Source organism: Nonomuraea sp. NPDC003709, assembly GCF_040610775.1.
Taxonomy (GTDB): Bacteria; Actinomycetota; Actinomycetes; order Streptosporangiales; family Streptosporangiaceae; genus Nonomuraea; species Nonomuraea angiospora_A.
The window spans coordinates 54005-71864 of sequence record NZ_JBEXMW010000033.1; the positions used below are offsets into that span (position 1 = coordinate 54005).

Here is a 17860-nt window from a genome sequence, read left to right on the forward strand (position 1 = left end):
TCCGCGCGCATCCTGGGAGGGGAAACCTACCTCGCGTCCTCCAGCAACAGCGTGAGCTTCTTCTCGCAGGGTGCGTGTCCGATCTGCCGGCACAGCCGCAAAGCCTCGCCGGCCCGGTGCTCCGCCGCCTCGCGGTCGCCTCGTCGCCGTTCCAGCTTGGCCAGCTCCGTCAGCGCGGCCAGCTCCGGCAGCCGGTACGTGCTCTCGGCCGCCACGGCGTGTCCCCGCAGCGCGTGGCGGACGGCGCCCTCCTGGTCGCCCACGGCTTCGAGCAGCCGGGCGCGGGCAAGCAGCGCGTAGGCCAGATGCCAGTTCAGGCCGCCCGCGCCGATGAGGCCGTCGGCCAGGTCCAGGCTGTCCGCGGCCTCTGCCGTCAGGCCGAGGCGGACCCCGGCGTCGGCCAGGGCGACCAGCGCCGCCGCCTCCACCAGCCGGTCGCCCTGGCCGCGGCACACGTCGAGCGCCGCCAGCGCCTCGTCCCGCGACTGCGCCCACCGGCCGTTCTCCCAGTGCAGCCGGCTGATCCAGATCTGCGTCGTGGCCGCGCCGTGGCCGCCTATCGAGGTGATCAGGGCGACCGACTGCCGCAGGCAGGTCTCCGCCTCGCCGTACCGGCCCTGGTCGAGGAGCACGGCGCCCAGCTGCCGTAGATCGGCCCCCTCGGCGTAGGGCAGATCGTGGCGCCGGCTCAGCGCGAGTGCCTGCCTGCAGTAGTCCTCGGCCAGGTCCAGCCGGCCCAGGTGGTGGTACTGGTAGCCGAGCGCGTGGAGTGCCCGGACGTGGCCGGGCACCGAGCCGAGCTCGCCGAAGAGCTGCGCGGCCCGTACGTTGTCGGCCATCGCCTCGACGAGGTCGCCCGTCCACGCCCGCGCGAAGCTCAGCCCCATCCTGGCCGCCGCCTCGCCCTCCCGATCGCCGCTCTCGCGGGCGATGCGGACGGCCTGCTCCAGATGACCGACGGCCTCCTCACGGCGGCCGACGCGGAAGAGGCCGTCGCCCATGCCGGTGTGCAGCATGGCGATCACGGCCGGGACGTCGTGCGCGGAGGCGGCCTCCAGCAGGGTCGGCGCGATCTCCATCCACTCACCGATACGTCCGGTACGGGCACAGATGGCGCGGACCATGTCGGCCAGGCGCCAGACGGCCGGGCCGGGATCCCGCTCGATCGCGCGCCTCAGCGCGGCCAGCAGATTGATGACGTCGGCCGCCTCGGGGGACGGCAGCTCACGGGCGTCCGGGCCCGGCTGCGGGCCGGACAGCAGGGACTCGCCGGGCGCGCACCGGGCGGCGATGGCCGCGCCCAGTTCCAGATAGTGCTCGAACAGGCGCTGCCAGGCCGGCTCGCGCTCGGGATCGCGCCCGGCTTCCGCCACCGCGTACAGGCGGACCAGGTCGTGGAAGCGGTAGCGGTCGGTGATGTGGTGTTCGAGCAGGTGGGCCGCGGCCAGGGCCTTGAGCGAGGCGCGGGCCGCGTCCCGCGGGAGGCCGGTGACCGCCGCCGCGGCCGCCACGGTGACATCGGGGCCGGGCACGAGCCCGAGCAGGCGGAAGACCCGCTGCTCGGCGGGAGCGAGCACGCGGTAGGAGGCGGAGAAGGCGACGGTGACGGCGTTGTCCTTGGCGCCGTCCACGGTGAGCCCCGCCAGCGGGTCGCCGGCGGCCAGCTCCGCCGCGACCGCCGCGGTGCCGTCCTCGGGCCGGGCGGCGGCGTTCGCGGCGGCGATGCGCAGCGCGAGCGGCAGCCCGCCGCACGCGCGTACCAGCTCGCCGCGCGCGTCCGACTCGGCCGGGCCGCCCGCCGGCCCGAGCACGCCGTCCAGCAGCGCCCGGCCGTCCGCCTCGGACAACGGGCCGAGCGAGTGCTGCCTGGCACCCGCGAACGCCACCAGCTCGCCCAGGCGGTGCCTGCTGGTCACGAGCGCCACGCCGTTCGGGGGCAGGAGCTGCTCGATCTGGGCCGCCGCGCGGGCGTTGTCCAGGAGCAGCAGGAACGAGTGCCCCGACAGCAGCGAGCGGTAGAGGCCGAGCTGGGTCTCGAAGCCGCCCCGCACCCGTTCGGGATCGACGCCGAGCGAGACCAGCAGCCGGGTCAGCGCCGCAGTCGTGGTCAGCGGCTCGTGGTCCGGATCGTAGCCGCGCAGGTCGATGTAGAGCTGCCCGTCGGGGAAGCGGTCCTTGGCCTGGTGCGCCCAGCGCAACGCGAGGGCTGTCTTGCCCATGCCGGCCGTGCCGCTCAGCACGCACACGCCGTCGCCGCCGGCCAGGCACTCGTTCAGCCACGCCAGCTCCGCGTCGCGGGCGGCGAACTCGGGCACGTCCCTGGGCAACTCGGCCGGCCGCGCGACGAGGGGTTCTCGTCGCGGCGGAGGAGGCGCCGCCTGCATGCCCTCCCCCGGTAAGTCCGGTTCGTCGTCCCGCAGGAGCCGCTGGTGCAGCTCGCGCAGGGGGCGGCCGGGCTCGATGCCCAGTTCGTCGACCAGCCGCCGTCTCGCCTCCCGGTAGACCGCCAGCGCCTCGCCGCGGCGCTCGCACCGGTGCAGGGCCAGCATGAGCTGTCCCAGCAGCCGCTCGCGCAGCGGGTGCTCGGCCACCGTCGTGTGCAGCTCGCCGACGATCTCGGCGTGCCGCCCGGCCGCCAGCTCGGAGTCGTACAGCTCCTCCAGGGCGCAGATCCGCCTGTCCTCAAGACCCGGACGTTCCTGGTGGATCAGCTGGGCGCCGGCCCCTGCCAGTGCGGGCCCGCGCCACAGCCCCGCCGCGGCGCGCAACCGGGCCGCGGCGTCGGTGTGGCGACCCTCCTCCGCGTCGGCGCGCGCGGCGGCTCTGTACTGCTCGAACAGCTGCAGGTCGAGCTCGTCCGCGCCGGCGTGGATGCGGTAGCCGGCGCCGACGCGGCCGATGCGCTCCTTGCCGACCAGCGCTCGCAGCTCGTGGACGTAGACCTGCAGGCGCGAGACCGCCGTACGCGGAGACCGCTCGCCCCAGATCAGGTCGACGAGCCGGTCGTCCGACACCGTGCGGTTCGCGTGGAGCAGCAGGGCGGCCAGCACGGTCCGCTGTTTCGGTGAGCCCAGCGCGATCGGCCCGTCAGGCCCGTCGACCGACACCGGCCCGAGCAGCGCGAAGCGCACCTCCGATTCCATGTGCCCCCTTCACGTCCCGATTCCCCCGCTGTGCTGCCGGCGAGTGATGATCGTACGACGGGGGTACGGGAGTGATGGCAAGATCCGCCCAATCACCAGGATCAGGCGGGATCCCGTCGGCCGGGGGCTACTTCAACGCTTCCCTTTCACTCCCGGATCCAGACGGTCATGTCGGAGAGGCCGCGGTTGGCCCAGGAGAAGTACGGCACGGCGGTCAGCGTGACGCCGCGCCGGGCGGGAGGTCGGTCGCCGTACAGCGAGCCGTCGGCCTCGGCGTCCGCGGTGGCGTCGGCGTTCAGGATGACGACGCCGGTCCGCTCGTCCGGGACCGCGTGGACGGGGGTGTCGCGGGCGAGGGTGAGGCTGTGCACGGCGCAGTCGTGGTCGACGCCCTCCAGACAGAACACGATCGGACCGCGCTCGAGGGCGACCCTGCCGGCGGTGGCGGCGACGGCGGGATCCGCCCAGGTCCGGCGGACCTCCATGCCGAGATCGATCTCGACCACGTCGCCGGCCCGCCAGCAGCGGGACAGGGTGCAGTAGCCGTCGCGGAGGACAGGCCGGTGAACGGGCTCGCCGTTGACGGTGACGGCCGGCTGCCGGCTCCAGCCGGGGATGCGGACGGCCAGCGTGAACTCCGCCCCGTCGTCGGCGTGGGTGACGGTGACGGCCAGGCGGCCTTCCCGGGGGTAGGCGGTGTCCTGGCGGAGGGTGACCTCGCCGCCGGCGAAGGTGAAGCGGGCGGTGCCGGCCACGTACAGGTTGACGACGGCCTCGCCGGGTCCCTGGGCGTAGACGTAGCGGCCGAGCTCGCTGAGCAGCCGGGCGAGGTTGGGCGGGCAGCAGGCGCAGTCGAACCATTCCTGCCGGGTGACGGTGCCGTGGCTGGCGAGGGGGTTGCCGTAGAAGTAGCGGGTGCCGTCGGCGGAGGCGCCGCTGAGGACGCCGTTGTACAGGGCGCGTTCGAGAGCGTCGACGTAGTGGCCGTGGCCCGTGAGGTTGCTCATGCGCCGGGCCCACTGGACGAGGCCGATCGCGGCGCAGGTCTCGGCGTAGCCGTGGGCGTCGGGCAGGTCGTACGCGGGCCCGAAGCCTTCGATACTCGGGTCGGAGCCGAGCCCGCCGGTGACGTACAGCTTCTTGTCCGTGACGTTGGCCCACAGCCGGCGCACGGCCTGGAGCAGCCGGTCGTCGCCGTACTCGCCGGCCAGGTCGGTCATCGCGCTGTACATGTACATCGCGCGGACCGAGTGACCGACGGCCTCGGCCTGGTCGGCCGCGGGCAGGTGGCTCTGGTTGTACTCGCGGAAGCGCCGCAGGTCCCTGGGCTTCCGGGGGAGCCTGGTGCCGAAGTAGCCGGGGGTGCCGCGCCGCCGCAGCTCGGCCTCGAAATAGTAGGGCTGCTCCCCGCGCCAGTCGATGAATCGCCGGCCGAGGTCGAGGTAGCGGCGCTCGCCGGTCGCGCGGTAGAGCTTGACCAGCGCGAGCTCGATCTCCTGGTGCCCGCAGTAGCCGCCGGCGCGGGGGCCGTCGGGGCTGAAGACGGTGTCGATCAGGTCGGCGTAGCGGCGCACGATGTCGAGCAGCCGGGTCTTGCCGGTCGCCTCGAAGTGGGCGACCCCGGCTTCGATGAGGTGACCGGCGCAGTACAGCTCGTGGGCGTCGCGAAGGTCGGTGAACCGCTCCCCCGGCTTGACGACGGTGAAGTACACGTTGAGGTAGCCGTCGTCCTGCTGCGCGCCGGCCAGCAGCTCGATCGCCTCGTCGACGGCCCGGTCGAGCTCGGGGTCGTCGGTGGTGGCCAGGCAGTAGCTGGCGGCCTCGATCCACTTGGCGACGTCGCTCTCCCAGAAGATGTGCGGCTCGTCCGGGTCCCCCGGCCGCCAGGACAGGCTCAGGGCGTCGAACTGCTGTCCGGGCCGGCGCAGCTGGCCCTCCTGGTGCCGCAGCGTACGGGTCCGGATCAGCTCGCGGCGCGGCGCCCAGAACTCGTCGTCGATGGTGACCGCGGTCAGCGGCAGCGGCTCGCGACGCAAGGCGGCGGCAGAGGTCATGGTCATGGTGTTCCCAACGGGGTGTCGTGAAATGAGCCCGGGGCCCTGGGAAGGACCGCGGTGCCCCAGACGTAGGCGAAGGAGGCGAAGGCCGGTACGGCGACGCCGAAGACCGGGACCAGCCCCGGGACGACGTAGTACGCGCAGAGGATCACGCCGACGACGAGCAGCGTGACGAGCGCCTGGACCGGGCGGGCGAGGACGAGGATCGCGCTCCGGCGGACGAGCGCGCCCGGCCCCTCGTCGAAGTGGGCGGCGAGGATCCAGATGTTCGCGGTCATGCACGACACGAACAGCGTGACCAGCCAGAGCAGCGCGCCGAGCAGCGGCTCGACGACGCCGAGATCGGCGCTCTCCAGCAGCCGCCGGTCCAGCAGGAGCACCACCCAGGCCGCCGCGAAGACGTAGCCCACCACGTTGGCGGTGCGGAACTCCTGCCGCCAGAGCCGGCGGAACTCGCGAGGGGCCGCTGAATGGAGGAGCTCGCCGCGGATGACGCCGTACACCGCGGCGGTCGCGGGGAAGACGCCGAGCACGACGCCGCCGGCCAGGGTCCACACGATCCACAGCAGGTGCAGCTTGAGCAGCAGCAGGCCCACCTCGCCCGCCCTGGTGTGCCAGGTGAGGACGCGTCTCATCAGCCTTTCACCGACCCGATGAGCACGCCCTTCTCGAAGTAGCGCTGCAGGAACGGGTAGAGCACCAGGACCGGGAGGCTGGAGACGACGATCACGCCGTACTTGATCTGGTCGGCGTACTGCTGGTCGTAGGAGGTGCCGCTGCCGCCGGAGGCCCCGACGCCACCGGCGAACGCCTGGTTGGACAGGAGGATGTCACGCAGCACGATCTGCAGCGGTTGCAGCGCGTTGTCCCGGACGAACACCATGCCGGTGAAGAAGTCGTTCCAGTGCTGGACCAGGTAGTACAGGCCGATGACCGAGACGATCGCCTTGGACAGCGGCAGCGCGACCCTGGCGAAATACTGCAGGTAGGACACGCCGTCGATCATCGCCGCCTCGAACAGCTCCTTCGGCAGCGAGTGCTCGAAGAACGCGCGGGCGATGATGAGGTTGTAGACGTTCACCGCCGACGGCAGGACGAACACGAGCCAGTTGTCCAGCAGGCCGAGATCGCGATAGAGCAGGTACGTCGGGATCAGCCCGCCGTTGAAGAACATCGTGAACACGAAGAACAGCATGAGGATCCGCCGGGGGCGGAACTCCGGCCGCGACAGCGCGTACGCCGCGGGGATGGTCACGACGAGGTTCAGCGCGGTCCCGACGACGCTGTAGAGCAGCGTGTTGCGGTAGCCCGTCCAGATCCGCTCGTCGTTGAAGATCTCCCGGTACCCGAAGAGGTTGACGCCCTTCGGCCACAGCCACACCTCTCCGGTGGAGATCAGCGACGGGTTGCTCACGGACGCGATCACCACGAAGTAGACCGGGTAGACCACCGCGAACAGGACCGCCACGCAGATCGCGCCGAGCGCCAGCGTGAAGACGACGTCGCCCGGTGTCTTCTTGCGGAAGAATGTCACCACAGGCTCCAGTTCGACACGCGGCGGGCGATCGCGTTGGCGGCGATCAGGAACGCGAAGTTGATGACCGTGTTGAACAGGCCGATCGCGGTGGCGTAGCTGAACTGCGTGCTGAAGATGCCGATCTTGTAGACATACGTCGCGATGACCTCGGACACGGGGAGGTTCAGGTTGTTCTGCATCAACCAGACCTTCTCGAAGCCGGTGTTCAGCACGCCGCCCATGGTGAGGATGAGCAGGATCACCATGGTCGGCACGATGCTCGGGACGTCGACGTGCCGGATGAGCTGCAGCCGGTTCGCGCCGTCCACCTTGGCCGCCTCGTACAGCTGCGGGTCGACCCGCGAGAGCGCGGCGAGGTAGATGATGCTGTTCCACCCGCAGTGCTGCCACACGTCGGAGATCACGTACACCGGCACGAAGGCCGCCGTGTCGCCGAGGAGGTTCACCCCGTCGAGGCCGAACAGGGCGGAGACCCGGGTGAGCAGCCCGGTGGACGGGTTGAGGAACGCCTGCAGCATGCCGACGATGACCACGATCGAGATGAAGTGCGGCAGGTATGTCGCCGTCTGCATGACCCTTTTGCGCCGGCCGCCAGCGATCTGGTTGATCATCAGGGCCAGCAGGATCGGCGCGACGAACCCCACCACGAGCGTGGTGAAGGCGATGACGAACGTGTTCTTCAGCAGCGGCCAGAACAGCGGGCTGTCGAAGAACTGCCGGAAGTACTTCAGGCCGACCCAGTCCCCGCCGGTGAGCCCGGCGGTGAAGTCGAACTCCCGGAAGGCCAGCTGGATCCCGTACATCGGGACGTACATGAACACGGCGACGAACCCGACGGCCGGCAGGACCATGAGCCACAGTTGCCAGTACCGCCTGACGTGCCGGCCGGCGCCCATCCTTCGGGCACCGGCCGGCTTGCGAGCCGCGACGAGAGACTCCGCCATCAGCGCGTCTTCACGTACTCGTCGTAGTAGCGCTGGTAGATGTCGATGTTCTTCTGCAGGCCGGCGTTCTGGATCTGCTGGACGTACTGTCCCCACTGATCCTCGACGCCGCCCTTGGTGATCCACTCGGCGAACTTCGTCATCGCGGTGTTGAGCATCGTGGTGTTGTTCAGCCCGAGCTGGTTGGTGTCGTCGGGCTTCATCTGGATGAACTGGAACGGGTAGACGTCCTTGTCCACGTCCATGTTCGCCAGCGCCTTCTGCAGCGGCTCGGTCTGCTCGACGGCCTCGTCGAGGTCGGCCGGCAGCTTCACCTCGATGTCGTCCCGGATCCAGACCGGGCCGGCGTCGGCGATGGTGACCGTCCACTTCCAGGTCGACGGGTCGACCTTGGGGTCGGCCGGCGGGAGCACCTCGTACTCCTTGTCGCTGATCTTCTTGACGTACTTGCCGAGGTCGCCCCACAGCACCTGCAGCGACATCTCCTTGTCGTAGAGGGCGTTGACGACCTTGAGTGCCGCCTGCTTGTTGCTCGTCTTGGCGGACATGAGGATCTGGTTCGACGGGAAGTTCTCGCCGTTGGAGTCGTACGTCCAGGTCACCGGGGTGGTCTGGCCGGCTTTGGCCAGCAGCGGCGCCATCGCGACGTACTGATCGGCCAGCTCGGCGCCGAACCGGTCGCTGGCCGTCCAGCCCCAGCTGAAGCCGACCTTGGCCACCTTGCCGGAACCGCGGCCGACCGCCTGGTAGGCCGAGTAGTCCTGCGTCATGACGTTCTTGCTGACCAGGCCGGCGGCGTAGCAGCGATGGAGGAACTCGATCACCTGCTTGTAGCGCTCGTCGACGAGGAAGTTGCCGACCTTGCCGTCCTCCAGGAAGTAGCCCTGGCCGCCGCCGCCCGCGATCGGCAGGCCGACGCTGCCGAGCAGCACGCTGGGCTGGAAGTAGCCGAAGCCGCCCGTGCCGACCGGTGACCAGTCCATCGGGATCTCGTCGTTCTTGTCACCGTTGCCGTTGGCGTCCTCCTCCTTGAACGCGACGAGCACGGTGTAGAGCTCGTCCCAGGTGGTGGGGACCTTCAGGCCGAGCCGGTCGAGCCACTGCTTGTTGATGTACTGGTGGGTCACGGTCGTCGGCCAGAACCGCTTGTAGCCCGGGACCGCGTAGACCTCGCCGCCGGTCAGCGTGGCCATCGACTTCAGCTGCGGCTTCGCCGCGAACAACGCCTTGACGTTCGGGAGCGCGTCCAGGTCGTCGGCCAGGTTCTCGAAGAGCGTCCGGTACGTGCCCAGGTCGGCGTTCGTGATCGCGTTCGTGCCGATGATCAGGTCCGGCACGTCGCCGGCCGCCAGCATGGTGGACTTCTTCTGGTCCCAGTCGGCGGAGATCTCCTGCCACTGGATCTTCACGCCCGCGATCTTCTCCAGCTGTTTGGGCCACTCCATCGTGCTCATCGGCTTGGTCAGCGGATGCTTGTTGACCAAGATCCGCAACGTGTTCGGATCGCCGGAGTTCTTGCCGGAGCAACCCGCGAGTGCGGTGAGGCCGGCCGCGACGACGAAGGCCCGGCGGGACAGAGCCGGTGAGGTGGCCATGCGGTCCTCCTGAGGGGGGGTGGAGGGGTGTGACCGAGATCTCGGTGAATGTTTCAGCGATGTTAGGGGCCGTCATTCAGCGTTGTCAATGACAAGACAATGAGGGGAAGAAGTGACCGCGTCGAGGGGTGCGGAGTGGGTCAGGCCTGCCCGGACGAGTCGCGAATCAGCAGGTGCACACCGGTGTGCACCTGCCGGGCCGCGCCGTCGTACCCGTCGAGGCGCTCGATGAGCAGGTGGACGGCGGCGGCCACCATCTCGCCCTGGTCGGGGCTCACCGACGACAACGACGGGATGGTGAACTCCCCCTCGTCCGTGTCGTCGAAGCCGGTGACCGCGACGTCCTCGGGGATGCGGATGGCGTGCGCGCGCAGGGCTTTCAGCACGCCCACGGCGATCGTGTCGTTGACGCAGACCGCGGCGTCGAACCTGGGGCCGGAGCGCCGCAGCAGCCCCACCATCGCCTCGTAGCCCGAGGCCCTGCGGTCCCAGTCGGAGCTGTAGGCTACGAGCGAAGGATCATGCTCGATGCCATGCTCCTCCAGAGCGGCCACGAACCCGGAGTAGCGGTCCCCGGTCGGGACTGCGCCCGCCGGACCGTTCCACACGAACGCGAGCCGCCGCCGGCCGGTGGCCAGCAAGTGCCGGGTGATCGCCAGGAAGCCCGCGTGCTCCCCCATCAGCACGCCGTCGAGCGTCTTGATCGGCGCGCCGCCGAGGGCCACCGCCGGGCGCCGCGGCGCCGCGCCGGCGAGCAGTTCGTCCGACAGGTGGTGCGGGCAGATGATGACGCCGTCGACGTCGGTGGTCGTCACGCCGAGCACCGCGTCGCGCTCGCGCTCCCCGCCGTTGGCGATCCGCAGCGTGCTGGTGAACCCGCACTCGGCCAGGGCGAGGATGAGCCGCTCGGCGTTCTCCGCGAAGTACGGCTGGTAGAGGTTCGGCACGACGACGGCGATCCGGCCGGTCCGGCCGGAGGCGAGCCCGCGCCCGGCCTGGCTCGTGGCGTGTCCCGCCTCGTAGCCGACCTCCTCGACCGCGGCCTGGACCTTGGCCCGGGTGGCGGCCGAGACATGCGGGCGGCCGAGCAGGACGTTGGACACGGTCTTCGCCGAGACCCCGGCCCGCACGGCGACATCCGCCAGCGTCGGGCGCTTCACCGCGGGTCCCGGCCGAGCGTGGACTCACGCCGGATCAGCTCGACCGGGGAGACCACCGCGCGCGGCCGTCGCGGCGCCGTGCCGGCGAGGCGATCGGCGAGCAGCTCCAGCGCGCTGCGCGCCAGCCGGGCCGGTCCCGGGTCGATCGTGGTGAGCGACGGCGTCGAGAACCGCCCGTCCTCCAGGTTGCCGTAGCCGGCGACCGCCACCCGTCCAGGGACGTCCACCCCGTGCTTGACGAGCGCCGCGAGAGCCCCGAGCGCCACCTCGTCGTTGACGCACAGCAGCACGTCGACGTCCGGGTGCCGCTCCAGCACCTGTACGGCGGCCCGCGCGCCTGCGCGCCGGTCGGCCACCTCGCCGAGATCCGCGCACGGCACGGGCACCGGACCGGATCGGTCGAGACAGGCGCGCAGCTCATCCTGATGCGCGCCGAGCAGCGCCGGGCGGGACCGGCCCATGACGGCGAGGTGGCGGGCCATCAGGGCCGCCGCCTCCGCGACGTCCTCCTGAACGCGATCCACCTCAACCCGGCCCACCTCGGCCGCGCCGCCCTGCACGACGACCACCGGGCGGTCGTCCAGCCCGTCGCCGACCGGCCCGACCGGCCCGATCAGCACCACGCCGTCGAACGTCTTCCCCCGGGCGGCGAGCACCGCCGCCACCCGGGCCGGATCGCCGTGCGTCGGCTCGACCGCGGCGAGCATCCCCCAGCGATCGGCCTCGGTGACCAGGGCTTCGACGAGTCCCGCGAGATACGGGCGGCGCAGCTCGGTGACGGCGATGCCGACCACCCCGACCTGCCCGGTCCTGAGCGTCCTGGCGGCCCGGTTGGGGACCCAGCCGAGCTCGTCGATCGCCGCATGCACCCGGCTCACCTTCTCCGGACGGATGTGCGGCTCGCCGTTCACCACACGTGACACGGTCTTGATCGAGACGCCCGCCCGATCGGCCACCTCCCGCATCGTCACGCGCATGCGAACAGCGTAGGTCACGGTAGGACTTCTCAGCATTCGGTTTGTGATCAGCAGGCCAGGGGTGCCGAGCCGAGCGCCACGTCGTCGTACCAGAGGGTGTCCTGGTCGCTGCCGTAGCTCTCCCAGCCCAGCCGCAGCGTGGCCGGGCGCGGCGCGGTGGCGCGGCGCAGCCACTGGGAGTCGATGTCCTGCGTCGGGGTGCCGTCCACGCGCAGGCCGGCGACCTCCTGGTTGTCCAGGTACGTACGCATCGACTGCTTGGTGGTGTCGATCTCGTAGCGCAGGCAGACCCAGCGGTTGACGGGAAGCGCGGTGCTGAGCGCGACGCCCGCCGGGCTCTGCTCGGGCAGGGTGGCGTCGTCGGACTCGCGGTTCCACTGCAGGGCGCCGTTCTGGCCGCCGACGCGCAGGTCGCGGTTGCCGTCATTGGCGTCGGCCATGGTGATCATGCTGACGTGCGTCGCGGGCAGGGCGGTCGTGTGCCGGACCCACATCCTGGCGTAGACCACCGGGCCGACGCGGGAGACGTCGCGGGTGGTGCCGACGAAAAGGTGGTTGCAGTAGCCGCCGCCCCCGTTGACCCGCAGGGACTTGCCGCCGCTGTGCGTGATCGCGGTGTCGATCACGGCCGTGCCGGTGCCGGCGCAGTTGGGGGTGACGACCTGCCAGTCGCCGGACGGGCTGCCCGCCTGGTCCTCGAACCCGGAGCAGACCGTCGCCCCCGAGCAGCCGGGCGGCACCGTGGGGGTGACCGTCGGGGTGACCGTGGGCGTGACGGTGGGGGTCTGGCTCGGAGTGGTGGTGCCGTTGCAGGCCACGTCGTTGAGCGTGAAGTCGGTGGGCGTGGGGTTGGCCGCCGTCCAGGTGGCCTGCAGGCCGAACTCGGCGCTGCCGCCCGTGGCCAGCGCGCCGTTCCACGCGACGTTGGCCGCCGTCACGACCCGGCCGTTCTGCTCCACCTGCGCGTTCCACGCGCTCGTCACCCGCTGGTCCCCGGTGTACGTCCACCGCAGCCGCCACCCGCTGAGCGCCGTCCCCAGGTTCGTCACCTTCACCTGCGCGGTGAAGCCGCCCTGCCAGGAGTTCACGGTGTAGTCCACTTTGCACCCGGTGTCCGCGGAAGCGGGGGCGGTCACGGCGGCGATGCCGCCGATCGCCACGGCGACGCAGGCGACGACTGCCCAGAGCCGGGCAGACAGCGTGTGGGGACCGGACATGACATCGCTCGCCTTCGGGGTCCGTATGGGAGCGCTCCCAAACCGTCTCTTGAAGACGATGGTTCGCGGGATCACGCCGAAGTGTCAACCCCGCACCTGCTCCCTACGCACCTGACCAGGGAGCTCACCACTGAACCTTTCATCCCGGGCCGCACGGGATCAGCCCGCGGCGAGAGCGGACAGGATGGAGTCGGCGATGACCCGATGTCCGGCGGCGTTGGGGTGGTCGCCGTCGGCGGCCAGCAGCGGGGTGTCGTCCCGGGAGCCGTCCCCCTTGAACGGGCCGTAGACGTCGACGTAACGCGCGCCGTTCGCCGCGGCCGCACCGGCGAGGGTCCGGTTCACGACGCGCGTGAGGGCGTCGCTGTTCGACACGTACGCCGTCCCCTTGGCCCGGGCGCTGTCGCCGTCCAGGAACACGTTCCAGTAGCCGGTCACGACGATCCGGCTGCGCGGGCGGGTCTGCAGCGCGCGAACCTTGCCGAGGATGCCTTCCACGTTGGCGCGCAGCCGCGCGAGATCGTTCTTGTAGCAGGCCAGCCCCGCGCGGGGACCGCAGTCGTCGTCCTCGAGCGCGTCGCTGTCGAAATCGTTGGCGCCGATGGTGATGATCACCAGGTCGGCTTTCACGATGGCGTCCGTCGCCGACCCGCCGTCCATCTGTTCGAGCAGCCCCTGCGAGGTGAGCCCTCCAGTGGCCAGGTTGTCGACGGCGACGCCGGTGCCTTGCCTGGTCGCCAGGGTCTTCCTGATCAGCGAGACGAAGGTGTCGCAGTCACACGCGGAGCCCGCGGGCACCGAATCGCCCAGCCCCACGATGGAGGTCACCGCCGCCGGTCCGGGGGGCGGGATGGCGACCGTCTCACCGGCTCGCGCGTCCCTCGCCACTCTCGCGACCGGGACGGTCTCAAGCGCGACGCTCCAGGCCACGGCGAGGACCGCGACCACCGCGACCCCTCTGAACCGCCGGGTCATGCCGGCATCGCGGCGGCCTGCTCCGTGACGCCCGCGCATGATGCCTACCCACCGCACGCGATCGCCCCCTGCCTTACCGTCTCAGCCCCGCGTCACCGTACCGGCCGCCTGCGGCAGCGTGAGCGAGATGCATCAGCTTACGCTGGACACTCCACGCAAAACCCCCTAACCACGGCAGAACCCACGGCCCGCGAGGACCCTTCAACGGCGGTGACGGCAGGCGAGTCCCGTGCCGGATGGGTCTCATCGGCGCGGCTGCCGGCCCCGGTGCCGCCGGATCAGGCGGCTCGGTGGCGCTGCCGATCGGACGGCCGATCCCGTTGATCACGTCACGCACGTACGCGGCGTCGCCCTCCACGCTGCACAGCGGGTTCGCCGCGGCGACGGCGGTCAACCCGCGATCGTACCGGCGCCGGATGACCAGCCGGCCGATTCGGCGAAGGCGCCGTGGACCAGGACGATGACGGGCTGCTCGCTCATGAGTGGACCTTTCCGGTGTTCGGCACGTCGCGGCTGGTGACAGCCCCCGAGAAGTTCCTGGTCGATGTCCGGATTTTGGTGGGCCTACCAGTCATCGACGACGGTCACGCTAGGGACGTCACGGATGCGAAGGCGGCGCGGACAGGTGGACCCTGTCCCGGCAGAAGAGAAGGGGGCTGACGGGCGATGGCCGATCTGGACTATGGCTGGCGTCTTCGCGAGGTCATGGCGGAGCGCGGCATGTCCTCCACCGTGGAGCTGCGCCCCCTGCTGGCCGCTCGCGGTGTCGATCTGTCGCCGAGCCAGGTGTACCGGCTCGTGGTCGGCAAGCCGGAACGGCTCAGCCTCCGCACGCTGATGGCGCTGCTGGACATCCTCGGCTGCACGATGGACGACCTGATCCGGCCGCTGCCCGCCCGCCGTACCGGGAAGTGACCGCTCCTCCCCGCGATAACGCCTGACGAAGTCCGCACCCTCACCGCCGAACACGCCGTTCGCCGCATCCATGCTCGCCGCCGCGCGGCGCCATCCAGCCGGTTCGTTGATCAGGCCGTCTGGATGAGATATTGCATTAGATGAACGTCGGTCCCGGTATCGCCGGTGATGCGTGGTGCGGAAGATATGGCGGGGATGTCGGATAAGGCTGATCTTGGGGGTGGGTGGTCCGCGACAGGCGGAACCCCGCGGCCGGGGTGGCTGGTGGGCCGAGAGGCGGAGTGCGCGACGCTGGACCGGCTGCTCGCGGACGTCCGCGGCGGCGAGAGCCGGGTGCTGGTGCTGCGCGGCGAGGCCGGAGTCGGCAAGTCGGCGCTGCTGGACCACCTGATCGCGAAGTCCGCCGGGTGCCGAGTGGTGGCCGCGACAGGGGTCCAGTCGGAGATGGAGCTGCCCTTCGCGGCCGTCCACCAGCTGTGCGTGCCGATGCTGGACCTCCTCGACACCCTGCCCGAACCCCAGCGTGACGCGCTCGGGACCGCCTTCGGGATGCGCGCCGGGCCCGCTCCCGACCAGTTCCTCATCAGCCTCGCCGTACTCAACCTCCTGGCCCAGGCCGCCGACGAGCGTCCGCTCGTGTGCGTGATCGACGACGCCCAGTGGCTCGACCGCGCTTCGGCGCAGGTCCTCACCTTCGTGGCCCGCCGCCTCATGGCCGAGAGCGTGGCCTGCGTCTTCGCCGTCCGTGACGCCGGCGAGACCGGCGTGCTGCCGGGCCTGCCCGTGATGGAAGTGGGCGGACTGCGGGACTCCGAGGCACGGACCCTCATCAGCCGGGTGGTCCCAGGGCCGCTGGACGAGGAGGTGCGCGACCGGATCCTGTTCGAGTCGCGGGGGAACCCGCTGGCCCTGCTCGAACTGCCCCGCGCCGCGTCCGCGGGCGGATTCGTGGCGGCGGCGAGCGGGCAGTCGCTGGCGGGCCGCCTCGAGGACGGCTTCCAGCGCCGGCTGAACGGCCTGCCGGCCGCCAGCCGGATGATGCTGCTGCTGGCCGCCGCCGAACCCCTCGGCGATCCGGCCCTGCTGTGGCGCGCCGCCGACGTGCTCGGCGTCGACACCACCGCGGTCGACGAGGCCGACGAACTGATCGACTTCAGCGACCGGGTACGTTTCCGGCATCCGCTCGTCCGTTCCGCGGTCTACAACGCGGCCGTCCCGAGGGAGCGCCGGCAGGCCCACCGAGCGCTGGCGGAGGCGACCGACGCCGCCACCGACCCGGACCGGAGGGCCTGGCACCGCGCGCAGAGCGCCGCCCACCCCGACGAGAGCATCGCCGCCGAGCTCGAACGCTCGGCCGGGCGCGCCCAGGCCCGCGGCGGTCTGGCCGCCGCCGCGGCCTTCCTGGAACGGGCCGTCGGGCTCACCCCCGACGCCCGGCGCCGGGCCGAACGCGCGCTCGACGCCGCCCGGGCCAAGCACCTGGCCGGCGCGCTCGAGTCCGCGCTGGCGCTGCTGGCGGCGGCCGAGGCCGGGCCGCCGGACGAGCTGCGCCGCGCCAAGGCCGAATCCCTGCGCGCCGAGATCGCCCTGACCTCGAACCGCGGCACCTCCGCCCCGGCGATCCTGCTCAAGGCCGCCAAACAGCTCGAACCACTCGACATCGGCCTGTCCCGCGACACCTATCTGCAGGCGCTGCTCGTGGCGATCGGCGTCCTGCCCGGATGGGACGGCATCATCGAGGTGGCGGCGGCCACCCGCGAGGCGCCACCCGCGCCCGGCGCGCCCCGCGCCGCCGATCTCGTCCTCGAAGCCCTCTCCCTGTCCTACACGCAGGACACCCTGACGGCCGAACCGGCCCTGCGGCGTGCCGTGGACGCCATCATGAGCGAGGAGACCCCGCCCGCCGAACAGCTCCGGTGGGTCTGGTTCGTCAACTTCTCCGTCATGAGCCTGTGGGACGACGAGGCCGGTCGCGACCTGACCCGGCACTATCTCCGCCTGATCCGCGGCTCCGGCGCGCTCGCGCTGCTGCCCCTGGCGCTCAGCCTGTCCACGATGCTGTTCCTGTTCGAGGGCGACCTGGCGGAGGCCGAGACCCAGAACGAGGAGGCGAAGGCGAACGCGGTCGCCGCCGACGTCTGGACCACCTCGGGAGCGATGGTGCAGACGGGCGGCGACCTCGGCCTCGCGGCGTGGCGGGGAGACGAGGAGGAGACCGAGCAGCTCGCGGAGATCATCGCGAAGGAAGGAGCGGTCCGCGGGGAGGGGAGGACGCTGGAGATCAGCCATTGGGTCCGGTCCGTCCTCTACAACGGGCTCGGCCAGTACGAGAAGGCTCTGGAAGCCGCTCTGCAGGCCGGCGTGGACCACCGGGCGCCGGGCGGCTGCGGGGTCCAATGGGCACCCCTCGAACTCGTCGAGGCCGCCGCGCGTACCGGCCGGCACGACCTGGCCGCCCGTACGCTGGAGCGGCTCTCCCGCTCCACCCGGGCGGGCGGCACGGACTGGGGCCTCGGCCTCGAGGCCCGCTGCCGGGCGCTGCTCTGCGAAGGAGAGCAGGCCGACCTCCTCTACCGCGAGGCCATCGACCGGCTCGGCCGCACCCGCATGCGCGTCGACCTCGCCCGCGCCCACCTGCTCTACGGCGAATGGCTCCGCCGCGAACGCCGCCGCGTCGAGGCCCGCGAGAACCTCCGCACCGCCTTCGACCTGTTCACCGGGATCGGCATGAAGGCCTTCGCCGACCGGGCCGCACGCGAGCTCCAGGCCACCGGGGAGACCGCCAGGAAGCGGAACGTCGAGACCACGGAGCAGCTCACCCCGCAGGAGGCGCAGATCGCCAGGCTGGCCCGGGCCGGCCTGACCAACAAGGAGATCGCGGAGCGCCTGTACGTCAGCCCGCGCACCGTCGAATACCACCTGCGCAAGGTCTTCGCGAAACTCGGCGTCACCTCCCGCCACCAGCTCGACGACATCCTCTGAGTTCGCCCCTCCCCAACGGAGGCACGTCGCAGGCGGGCTCGTACGGCCCGGCCGCCCGGTGACTCCCGGGGCGGACCGGCTCCTCACCGGTGACCCTGGCCAGGCATCTCCCTGATGCGACCGGGGCACCCACCCGGCCACAGTGTGTGGTGTCGGCGACAGGCGCCCGCCGGCAGGCCGAACCGACAGCCCCCGCCTGACCGCCCGTTTCCGGGACACCCGCACCACCCACGCCTGCTCAAGCGCGCCGAGATCACCGCCGCCTCGCCGAGGCGTGCCTCCCCATCACCAGCGTCCGCCGCGACTTCATGCTGCTCAACCCCGCCATCGGCACCCGTGCCGCGCGGGCCGCCGTCGC

General features: G+C 71.4%; 12 protein-coding genes. 2 read left to right on the forward strand and 10 right to left on the reverse strand.

The window, feature by feature from the left end; all coding sequences use genetic code 11:
* Window positions 1-26: 26 nt before the first annotated feature.
* The 10 genes from ABZX61_RS56975 to ABZX61_RS57020 form a co-directional block, all read right to left on the reverse strand.
* Window positions 27-3143 (reverse strand): BTAD domain-containing putative transcriptional regulator, encoded by a 3117-nt coding sequence (locus ABZX61_RS56975; protein ID WP_355209357.1) that lies wholly within the window; start codon window positions 3141-3143, stop codon window positions 27-29.
* Between the two features lie 146 nt (window positions 3144-3289).
* Entirely contained in the window at window positions 3290-5203 is a 1914-nt protein-coding gene (locus ABZX61_RS56980; RefSeq protein WP_355209360.1) for a beta-L-arabinofuranosidase domain-containing protein, read from the reverse strand.
* Complete coding sequence (locus ABZX61_RS56985; RefSeq protein WP_355209363.1) at window positions 5200-5835, reverse strand: DUF624 domain-containing protein; 636 nt, start codon at window positions 5833-5835, stop codon at window positions 5200-5202. Before ABZX61_RS56985 ends, ABZX61_RS56980 begins: the two co-directional genes overlap by 4 nt.
* Complete coding sequence (locus ABZX61_RS56990; RefSeq protein WP_350734098.1) at window positions 5835-6734, reverse strand: carbohydrate ABC transporter permease; 900 nt, start codon at window positions 6732-6734, stop codon at window positions 5835-5837. Before ABZX61_RS56990 ends, ABZX61_RS56985 begins: the two co-directional genes overlap by 1 nt.
* Window positions 6731-7681, reverse strand: a complete 951-nt coding sequence (locus ABZX61_RS56995) for an ABC transporter permease subunit (protein ID WP_355209366.1) — start codon at window positions 7679-7681, stop codon at window positions 6731-6733. Before ABZX61_RS56995 ends, ABZX61_RS56990 begins: the two co-directional genes overlap by 4 nt.
* Window positions 7681-9276 (reverse strand): hypothetical protein, encoded by a 1596-nt coding sequence (locus ABZX61_RS57000; protein ID WP_355209369.1) that lies wholly within the window; start codon window positions 9274-9276, stop codon window positions 7681-7683. Before ABZX61_RS57000 ends, ABZX61_RS56995 begins: the two co-directional genes overlap by 1 nt.
* 140 nt (window positions 9277-9416) lie before the next feature.
* Window positions 9417-10436, reverse strand: a complete 1020-nt coding sequence (locus tag ABZX61_RS57005; protein ID WP_355209371.1) for a LacI family DNA-binding transcriptional regulator — start codon at window positions 10434-10436, stop codon at window positions 9417-9419.
* Complete coding sequence (locus ABZX61_RS57010; protein ID WP_355209374.1) at window positions 10433-11413, reverse strand: LacI family DNA-binding transcriptional regulator; 981 nt, start codon at window positions 11411-11413, stop codon at window positions 10433-10435. Before ABZX61_RS57010 ends, ABZX61_RS57005 begins: the two co-directional genes overlap by 4 nt.
* A 47-nt stretch (window positions 11414-11460) precedes the next feature.
* Window positions 11461-12630 carry a cellulose-binding domain-containing protein gene (locus ABZX61_RS57015; protein ID WP_355209377.1) on the reverse strand — a complete coding sequence of 390 codons (1170 nt, stop codon included), beginning with the start codon at window positions 12628-12630 and terminating at the stop codon, window positions 11461-11463.
* 159 nt (window positions 12631-12789) lie between these two features.
* Window positions 12790-13605 (reverse strand): SGNH/GDSL hydrolase family protein, encoded by an 816-nt coding sequence (locus ABZX61_RS57020; protein ID WP_355209380.1) that lies wholly within the window; start codon window positions 13603-13605, stop codon window positions 12790-12792.
* 666 nt (window positions 13606-14271) lie between these two features.
* Here ABZX61_RS57020 and ABZX61_RS57025 point away from each other — a divergent pair.
* Together ABZX61_RS57025 and ABZX61_RS57030 are read left to right on the forward strand one after the other, a co-directional pair.
* Complete coding sequence (locus tag ABZX61_RS57025; protein ID WP_350734089.1) at window positions 14272-14520, forward strand: helix-turn-helix transcriptional regulator; 249 nt, start codon at window positions 14272-14274, stop codon at window positions 14518-14520.
* Between the two features lie 264 nt (window positions 14521-14784).
* Window positions 14785-17502: an AAA family ATPase gene (locus ABZX61_RS57030; RefSeq protein WP_355209383.1), complete on the forward strand. Its 2718-nt coding sequence runs from the start codon at window positions 14785-14787 to the stop codon at window positions 17500-17502.
* Window positions 17503-17860 lie beyond the last annotated feature (358 nt).

Coding starts and splice junctions, on each gene's coding strand:
- ABZX61_RS56980 (WP_355209360.1), bottom strand. CDS start 5,203: ATGACCATGACCTCTGCCGCCGCCTTGCGTCGCGAGCCGCTGCCGCTG.
- ABZX61_RS57025 (WP_350734089.1), top strand. CDS start 14,272: ATGGCCGATCTGGACTATGGCTGGCGTCTTCGCGAGGTCATGGCGGAG.
- ABZX61_RS56975 (WP_355209357.1), bottom strand. CDS start 3,143: ATGGAATCGGAGGTGCGCTTCGCGCTGCTCGGGCCGGTGTCGGTCGAC.
- ABZX61_RS56995 (WP_355209366.1), bottom strand. CDS start 7,681: ATGGCGGAGTCTCTCGTCGCGGCTCGCAAGCCGGCCGGTGCCCGAAGG.
- ABZX61_RS57000 (WP_355209369.1), bottom strand. CDS start 9,276: ATGGCCACCTCACCGGCTCTGTCCCGCCGGGCCTTCGTCGTCGCGGCC.
- ABZX61_RS57015 (WP_355209377.1), bottom strand. CDS start 12,630: ATGTCCGGTCCCCACACGCTGTCTGCCCGGCTCTGGGCAGTCGTCGCC.
- ABZX61_RS56985 (WP_355209363.1), bottom strand. CDS start 5,835: ATGAGACGCGTCCTCACCTGGCACACCAGGGCGGGCGAGGTGGGCCTG.
- ABZX61_RS57010 (WP_355209374.1), bottom strand. CDS start 11,413: ATGCGCGTGACGATGCGGGAGGTGGCCGATCGGGCGGGCGTCTCGATC.
- ABZX61_RS57020 (WP_355209380.1), bottom strand. CDS start 13,605: ATGACCCGGCGGTTCAGAGGGGTCGCGGTGGTCGCGGTCCTCGCCGTG.